The organism is Frankia canadensis (assembly GCF_900197875.1).
Lineage (GTDB): Bacteria > Actinomycetota > Actinomycetes > Frankiales > Frankiaceae > Frankia > Frankia canadensis.
Genome location: NZ_FZMO01000218.1, coordinates 1 through 6,247 on the forward strand (window position 1 = coordinate 1; position 6,247 = coordinate 6,247).

The following is a 6,247-nucleotide window of genomic DNA, read 5'->3' on the forward strand; positions in this document are numbered from 1 at the left end:
GTCCCAGCCGGCCGGGGAACGAAAAACAAACGATCTACGAGACCTGACCAGTTACTAAAAAATAAGGCGGCGTAAAGCCGCCCTTTTTTCAGCAATTTTCCGTCGTGCATAGCTCTTAGTTAGAGCCTGTCCTGAATCTTGATCAATCTTCCGTCTTGGCGCACCAGCGTCCGGTAAGTGCAGGAGATCATTACGGGCTGCGGAATCTAACCCTGCGGTCGGTGGAGCGGCTGGCCGCCGCCATCGAGGTCGATCCGTTGGAGCTGCTGGCCGACGGGTAGGCGTTGGCGGAGCCTCCCTGCGGATGGCTTCACCCCCGCTGAATACACCGCCACGACCACGGGTCCCGATCGCTCAGGGCCCGGCTTTCGGAGCCGGGCCACTGCCGGGCGCACTGATCGGAGATCGCGACACCATTCTTGCCCGGCTCCGGTGCCGTCCCCGGTGCCAGGCATTCCCAACTGGAAGAGCTATCGGGATTAGTAATGGTCGCGATTCGGCCTTTCCCATAGTCCCGGTCACAGGCGGCCTGTATATCCGGCTTCCCCCGTACCGCACCGGGCGCGACGCTCGCCGGTGCTGCCGTGCTTGCCTTGCCGGTTACAAAGCCCAGCGGAAACGTGATGATCCCGGCACAAACGAGGCCCAGGGTAAACGGCCGCCAACGTCGAGGTTGCTGATGCGGCAGACGCGGCTCCGCTGAGGAGACCAACTCTCGTGCTGTGATCGCTGGGCTGTTTTGCGTTTGTTCCTCGGGCAGGGTGCTTTCAGGCTGTCTACGTATTGCCTCTATGGCAGCCTGGGCCGCTTGCCGCCGCCCTTCCCACTCGTCAACCAGGTCCCTCTGTCCCAGCGCGATGAGAAAACCGCGCAGGTGCTCGGCGGACGGAATACCCGTGGGCCGCTGGAACATCCGGCCAAACGTGCTTTTGGAGCCTTCGACGTCCTTCATATGCCGGACCACATTGCCCATGGCGGCGTAGGACGGATTCCCGTACTGCTGCCGCAATGCCGCCAGGTCCGCAGCGAAGTCCTCCACGATCTTCTGAGCCGCCCGATCAGCGTCCCCAGCCATAGCGCCCCCGCCCCCGATCATGCTTGTGCTGGCGTGGATTGTAGCGAGACCGCCACCGGACCATCACTCCGGGTACTGCAACCGGCCATCCCAAGCCGTCCCAGCGTCCCAGCCCCCGTGGGACGGACCTGGGACGAGCCGTGCCTTCCGCGCCGGCGCTTGCAACCTCTAGCGTCCGCAGGACGGTGATCTACCCCGCACAGCACCGGGAAATGAGGGACGGTTGAATCCCGCACAACACACAGGACGAGAACGAAGACCCACCGCGCACCCGAGAAAGGCGCTTGCAATGTCTCGTAAGATTCTCAGTCTACTAAGCACGGCGATAGTCACCGGAGTGCTAATTCTCGGCATGACCGGTTCCGCTTCAGCGGCCTCCGGGAACCCCATTGGGGTAGTCGATTCCTACTATGTCGTGTCTGGCGGCGTTGGTGTGACCGGGTGGGCATTGCAGGGAGATGCTCCGACGATTCCGAACGATGTCCATATCTACGCCGATGGCACGCTCATCGGTGCGACGAATGCGGGTGTCAACCGTCCCGATATCGCCAACGCTTTCCCTGGGTACGGACCGAACCATGGCTTTCGCGCAGAGGTTCCATATGGGGGAACTGGAAATCATACCATTTGCGTGTACGCGATCAACCACAAGCCCGGAGCGGCGAACCCGCAAATAGGCTGCAAGGTCGTCAACTTTCCCGCGCCGCCTCGTGATTACACTTTGAAATGCGCTTGGCCGCGGTGCACCATGTACCTGAGTCGCACCGCGAGCTACAACTTTGCCTACGGGGCCTACACCCCATCGGCGCCTGGAGCCATCGGTGTTGCCCTCTATACCCTTGTTCGGCAGCCGCTCGGCATCTTCGCCAGGTCGTACTACAGTCGAGGGCTGTGTATTGCCTTCCAAGTCAGTGCCGTTCCGTGGGACACGCAGTCCATGTTTTCCTACCGCTGCTAGCTACTAGCCGTTCTCGGGTTCGCGCTTGGCGGTGCAGCGCTCCGATTCCGCCAAGCGCGAGACCCGGTAACGCGGGCTACTAGCGCGGTTACTGGTCAGGTATCTCATTCGTTTAGCGTTGTCGCAGGTCGGGTCGTGTGGGCGGCATCCTCTGTGGCGGGCGGGGTGTTCGCGGTGAGTGATCGCCCTGTAGGTTGATCGCGTGTCATCCGCCGATCAGCCTGCGCCGTCGTATGACGAGCTCGTGGCGTTGATCGGCATGCTGCGCCAGGAAGTGGCCGAGGCACGCCGGCAGGCGGCGGACGCGGTGGAGGCCCTCGCGCAGGCGACGGCGGAGATCTCGGAGCTGAAGGCGCGGCTCGGGAAGAACTCGAGGAATTCTTCGAAGCCTCCGAGCAGCGAGGGGCTGGCCAAGCCGGCGCCGAAGTCGCCGGGAGAACAGCGGCCGGTCGCCGGGTGGCCAGCCCGGTCATCCTGGCTCGACGCTCGCGCTGGTCGCGGATCCGGATCGGACGGTGCTGCACGAGCCGGAGTGCTGCCGGCGGTGCGGGGACGCGTTGCTGCTCGCGCCGGTGACCGGTCTCGAGCGCCGCCAGGTCGTCGACGTGGTGCTCCCGGCGGGCCGGGCGGTCACCGAGCACCGCCTACTCGAGCGGGAGTGCGCCGGCTGCGGTGCCCGGACGAGGGCGGCGGCGCCGCACGGGGTGGACGCGCCGGTCCAGTACGGCGAACAGGTCCGCGCCCTGGTCCTCTATCTGTACGGCGGACAGTTCCTCTCGAAGGACCGCACCGCGCAGGCGATGTCCGAGCTGTTCGGGATCCGGCTGTCGGCCGGCACGATCGTCGCGATCCAGGCGCGGGCGACCGCCACGCTCGAAAAGGCGTTCCTGCCGCTGCTGCGTGACCTGCTCACCCGCGCCGACGTGCTCGGCGCCGACGAGACCGGCCTGCGGGTCGAGGGGAAGCTGCACTGGGTACACTGCGCCCGTACGGACAGGCTGACCCTGGTCACGATCCACCCGCGCCGCGGCCGGCTGGGTATCACCGCCGCCGACGTCCTGCCCGCGTTCACCGGCACGCTCGTGCACGACTGCTGGGCGGCCTACGACGTCTTCCTCAGCGCCGACCACCAGCTCTGCTGCGCACACGTGGTCCGTGAACTGGTCGCGGTCGCCGAGCGGGAGGACCCGGCGGCCTGGTGCTGGGCCACCCAGGCCATCGAGGCCCTCGTCGACCTGCAGCGACTCGCCGCCGACGCCCGCGCCGCCGGCCTTGGTGCCGTCCACCTCGCGACCAGCGCCGACGGCCGTCACCGGCTGCGCAGCGCCGTGCAGGCCGGGATCAGCCAGACCGCGGCCCGCGCCACGAAGGCGATGCGCACCGAGAACAACCTCGCCCACCGCCTCGCCTCCCGCGAGGCCGACTACCTGCGGTTCCTCACCGACCTGGCCGTACCGGCCGATAACAATGGGTCGGAGCGCGACATTCGGATGGTCAAGCTGAGGCAGAAGATCTCCGGCTGCCTGCGCTCGCTCGCCGGGGCCCGGCACTTCTGCGCGCTGCGCAGCTACCTGTCGACAGCCCGCAAGAACGACCTCGGCATGCTCGACGCCCTCGCCCGCCTCACCGCGGGCCGTCCCTGGCTGCCCGAAACCAGCCCGACCCTCACTGCTACCGCGTAACTAACCGTCACTGTCGATCAAAAGACACCTGACCAGTTACCTAGCGCGATCTCTGCCGCTGAAGGAGGGCGCGGCGAACGATTATGCTGAGCGCACAAGGTCGAGCAAGAAATGCAGCAATCCCGAACCTCTTGCCGCTACACACCCAGCGACTATCAGAAACAACCCAAGCGCCCACAGGAAGGTATCTTCATAGTTGAAGATTGAGTTAACCACCGCAACTACAACGATGCCCGTCAACACCAGCATCACGCTACCGACTTGCCGGACGCGATACAGCAGCTCATTTTTACTTGAATTCTTCGTACGCTTCATATTGCACTAAGGTAACATAATAAGCAGAACATTTCCATGCTTGTTCGTCTCTCACGGCCTCACCCCCACCCACCCCGCCAGCTCCGCCAGCCCGGAACTCTTCGCCCGCCGCACGCTCGTGGCGTCCAACAGATCCGTCAGGACGTGGTGGGCCAACTTCTGGTGCCGCAGCCACTCCGGCGTCAGGGCCCGGATGTCCTGCATCGCCCGGATGGCTCCGGCGTACTCCCGGGTGGCGGTACGGGCTTCAGCCACCGCCAGGAGGTGCCGTGTCCAAGTGGCAAGGGGCAGGTTCTCGTCCCGCTCTATCCCTCGGGCCAGGTGCAGGGCCTGGGGCGCGTCCCCGGCTGTCATGGCGTTCTCTACCGCCATCGCGTCCACGCTCGTGGGAGAGAAGGCCGCCCAGTAGCGGGCGAAGTCCAAGCGCTCGTCGGCCACCCGCACGGACGAGGCCCGGGCGATCGACAGCAGTTCCTTGGCCCGGGCCGGGCGGTTGTTGCGGGCCGCCGCCGCGGACGCCCCCTTCAGCAGCCGTCCCCACACCGCCAGGTGCGCCGGGGTCGCGGAGGACAGCTTCGGCTCGATGGCTTCGGCCGCCCGTACCGCGACCTCTTCGGCGTCGGTGAACCGTCCTTGGCGGATGAAGGCCCAGCGGTAGCGGTCCACAGCCGAGGCCGCCAGGACCGGGTCATCGGCCGCCCGGGCGGCGTCGGCCGCCTGCCGCACCGCCTCGCAGGCCAGGTCTTCGTAGCGCAGCTGCATCAGGACGGAAGCCGTGGTCATCAGGGCTTGGGAGAGGAGCCGCCGGGCGTCCCGGGCTGTCTCGTCATCCCCGGCCGCCGCAGCGCCTGCCAGGTCGGCCGCCAGCTCCGGCAACACGGTGACCGCCTCGGTGTAGCGGGCCTGGTGGTAGGCACGGATCACGGTTAGGAGTCGCTGCCGCAAGACCGGCAGGGAGAAGGCGGCCTCCGTCGTCGGGGCCGTCGCTCCCGGTACCAGCATCCGGCGCAGCGGCAAGACCGCCAGATCCGAAGCTTCCATCACCGGCTCCTCCTGCGCCTCCAGCAGCGCCGCCGTCGGGATGTCCAGAGCCCGGGCCAGCGCGTGCAGCGACCCCAGGCGAACGCCATCCTTGGCGCCTGCTTCCAGTTTGCAGACCAAATCGACCGACAAGCCAGCGGCTTCCGCCAGCTGAGCCTGGGTCAGCGACCGCCGCCGCCGGATCTGTGCCAGCCGGGTACCCAATGCCATCTCATCCATCCGGCGCGCCCCTTCTCCAAACCTAGGACATAGCGTCAGGGCCGTTACGGTGCGTAACCCCATGGTGGGATTTCGCGTCCGTTCCGAGACCCATTCACCCGTCCCAGGATTTGTCCCGGGTGTCCAGGCCCAGTGTGCGCGTGTTCCGCGCCACCGGGGACGGATTACCCCAAATCCACCCGGAGAAAGGGGCGGCAACCGCATGACCGGAGCCAGACCATCAGCCTTCGGCTACATCGCGACGCAGGACGCCAACGAAACCGAGATAGAGGAGCACCTCGACCACCTCACCACCTACGCCCAGGCCCACCGCCTGCACCTCATCGAGGTCTACGTCGACCGCCGCATCATCCCCGGCAGCCTCCTGCGGCCCGGGTTGGAGGTGCTCATCCGGGAGCTGAAGGCGTACGAGGGCGCCCGCGTCCTCGTCCCCACCGCCGACCACCTCTCCCCGGCCATAAGCGTCCGCACCGCCATCGTCGCCCACCTGTCCGCTCTCGGCGCGGCCGTCGTGGTGACCGCGTGAACCCCGCCGGACAGCACCCCTGCGCCCCGGACCCCAGCCTCCACCCCTTGGCCCGCATCCGCGCCGCCCACGGCTGGAGCTACCAGAAGCTGGCCCGGCTCATCGCCGCCCGGGCCCGCGCCTACGGCGTCGGCATGGCTGGCGAACGACAGAAGGTCTGGCGCTGGGAGCACCGCAGCGTCACCCCCGACCGCCTCACCCAACGCTGCCTCGCCGACCTCCTCGGCGTCGGGCACGAGGAGCTCTCCGTCCACCCCTGGCCCGCCTGGCTGCCCACCGCCGATCTCGCCCCTTGCGCCCAGGAGATCCAGGCCCTCCGGCGGGAGCTGACCCAGGTGCGGGCGGCCTTGGCGGGGATGAGGAGGGAGGTGGAGAGGTGTCCATTCACGGGTGAGTGACAGCGGTCCGCTGAGCTGGGCGTTTGTGTTGGG

General features: G+C 66.9%; 6 protein-coding genes and 1 pseudogene. 5 read left to right on the top strand and 2 right to left on the bottom strand.

The window, feature by feature from the left end; all coding sequences use genetic code 11:
• Positions 1–310: 310 nt before the first annotated feature.
• Entirely contained in the window at positions 311–1,039 is a 729-nt protein-coding gene (locus tag C1A33_RS34235; RefSeq protein WP_133150709.1) for a hypothetical protein, read from the bottom strand.
• A gap of 388 nt (positions 1,040–1,427) precedes the next feature.
• On the opposite strand from C1A33_RS34235, the gene C1A33_RS34240 reads away from it, so the two are divergent.
• From C1A33_RS34240 to tnpC, 3 genes and pseudogenes are all read left to right on the top strand, one after another.
• Positions 1,428–2,033 carry a hypothetical protein gene (locus tag C1A33_RS34240; protein WP_133150710.1) on the top strand — a complete coding sequence of 202 codons (606 nt, stop codon included), beginning with the start codon at positions 1,428–1,430 and terminating at the stop codon, positions 2,031–2,033.
• A gap of 259 nt (positions 2,034–2,292) precedes the next feature.
• Positions 2,293–2,418: pseudogene (locus tag C1A33_RS36705) on the top strand (hypothetical protein); the annotation flags it as partial.
• Between the two features lie 130 nt (positions 2,419–2,548).
• The gene (gene tnpC, locus C1A33_RS17485; RefSeq protein WP_243407661.1) at positions 2,549–3,715 is read left to right on the top strand and encodes an IS66 family transposase; all 1,167 of its coding nucleotides are present in this window, start codon (positions 2,549–2,551) and stop codon (positions 3,713–3,715) included.
• Between the two features lie 366 nt (positions 3,716–4,081).
• Here the strand turns inward: tnpC and C1A33_RS17490 are convergent, their stop codons facing one another.
• Positions 4,082–5,290 (bottom strand): helix-turn-helix domain-containing protein, encoded by a 1,209-nt coding sequence (locus C1A33_RS17490; RefSeq protein ID WP_101832548.1) that lies wholly within the window; start codon positions 5,288–5,290, stop codon positions 4,082–4,084.
• Between the two features lie 202 nt (positions 5,291–5,492).
• Between C1A33_RS17490 and C1A33_RS17495 the strand changes: the two genes are divergently transcribed.
• The gene (locus C1A33_RS17495; RefSeq protein WP_165818448.1) at positions 5,493–5,816 is read left to right on the top strand and encodes a recombinase family protein; all 324 of its coding nucleotides are present in this window, start codon (positions 5,493–5,495) and stop codon (positions 5,814–5,816) included.
• Between the two features lie 47 nt (positions 5,817–5,863).
• Positions 5,864–6,214, top strand: coding sequence for a hypothetical protein (locus tag C1A33_RS17500; protein ID WP_207770355.1), 351 nt, complete (start codon positions 5,864–5,866; stop codon positions 6,212–6,214).
• Positions 6,215–6,247 lie beyond the last annotated feature (33 nt).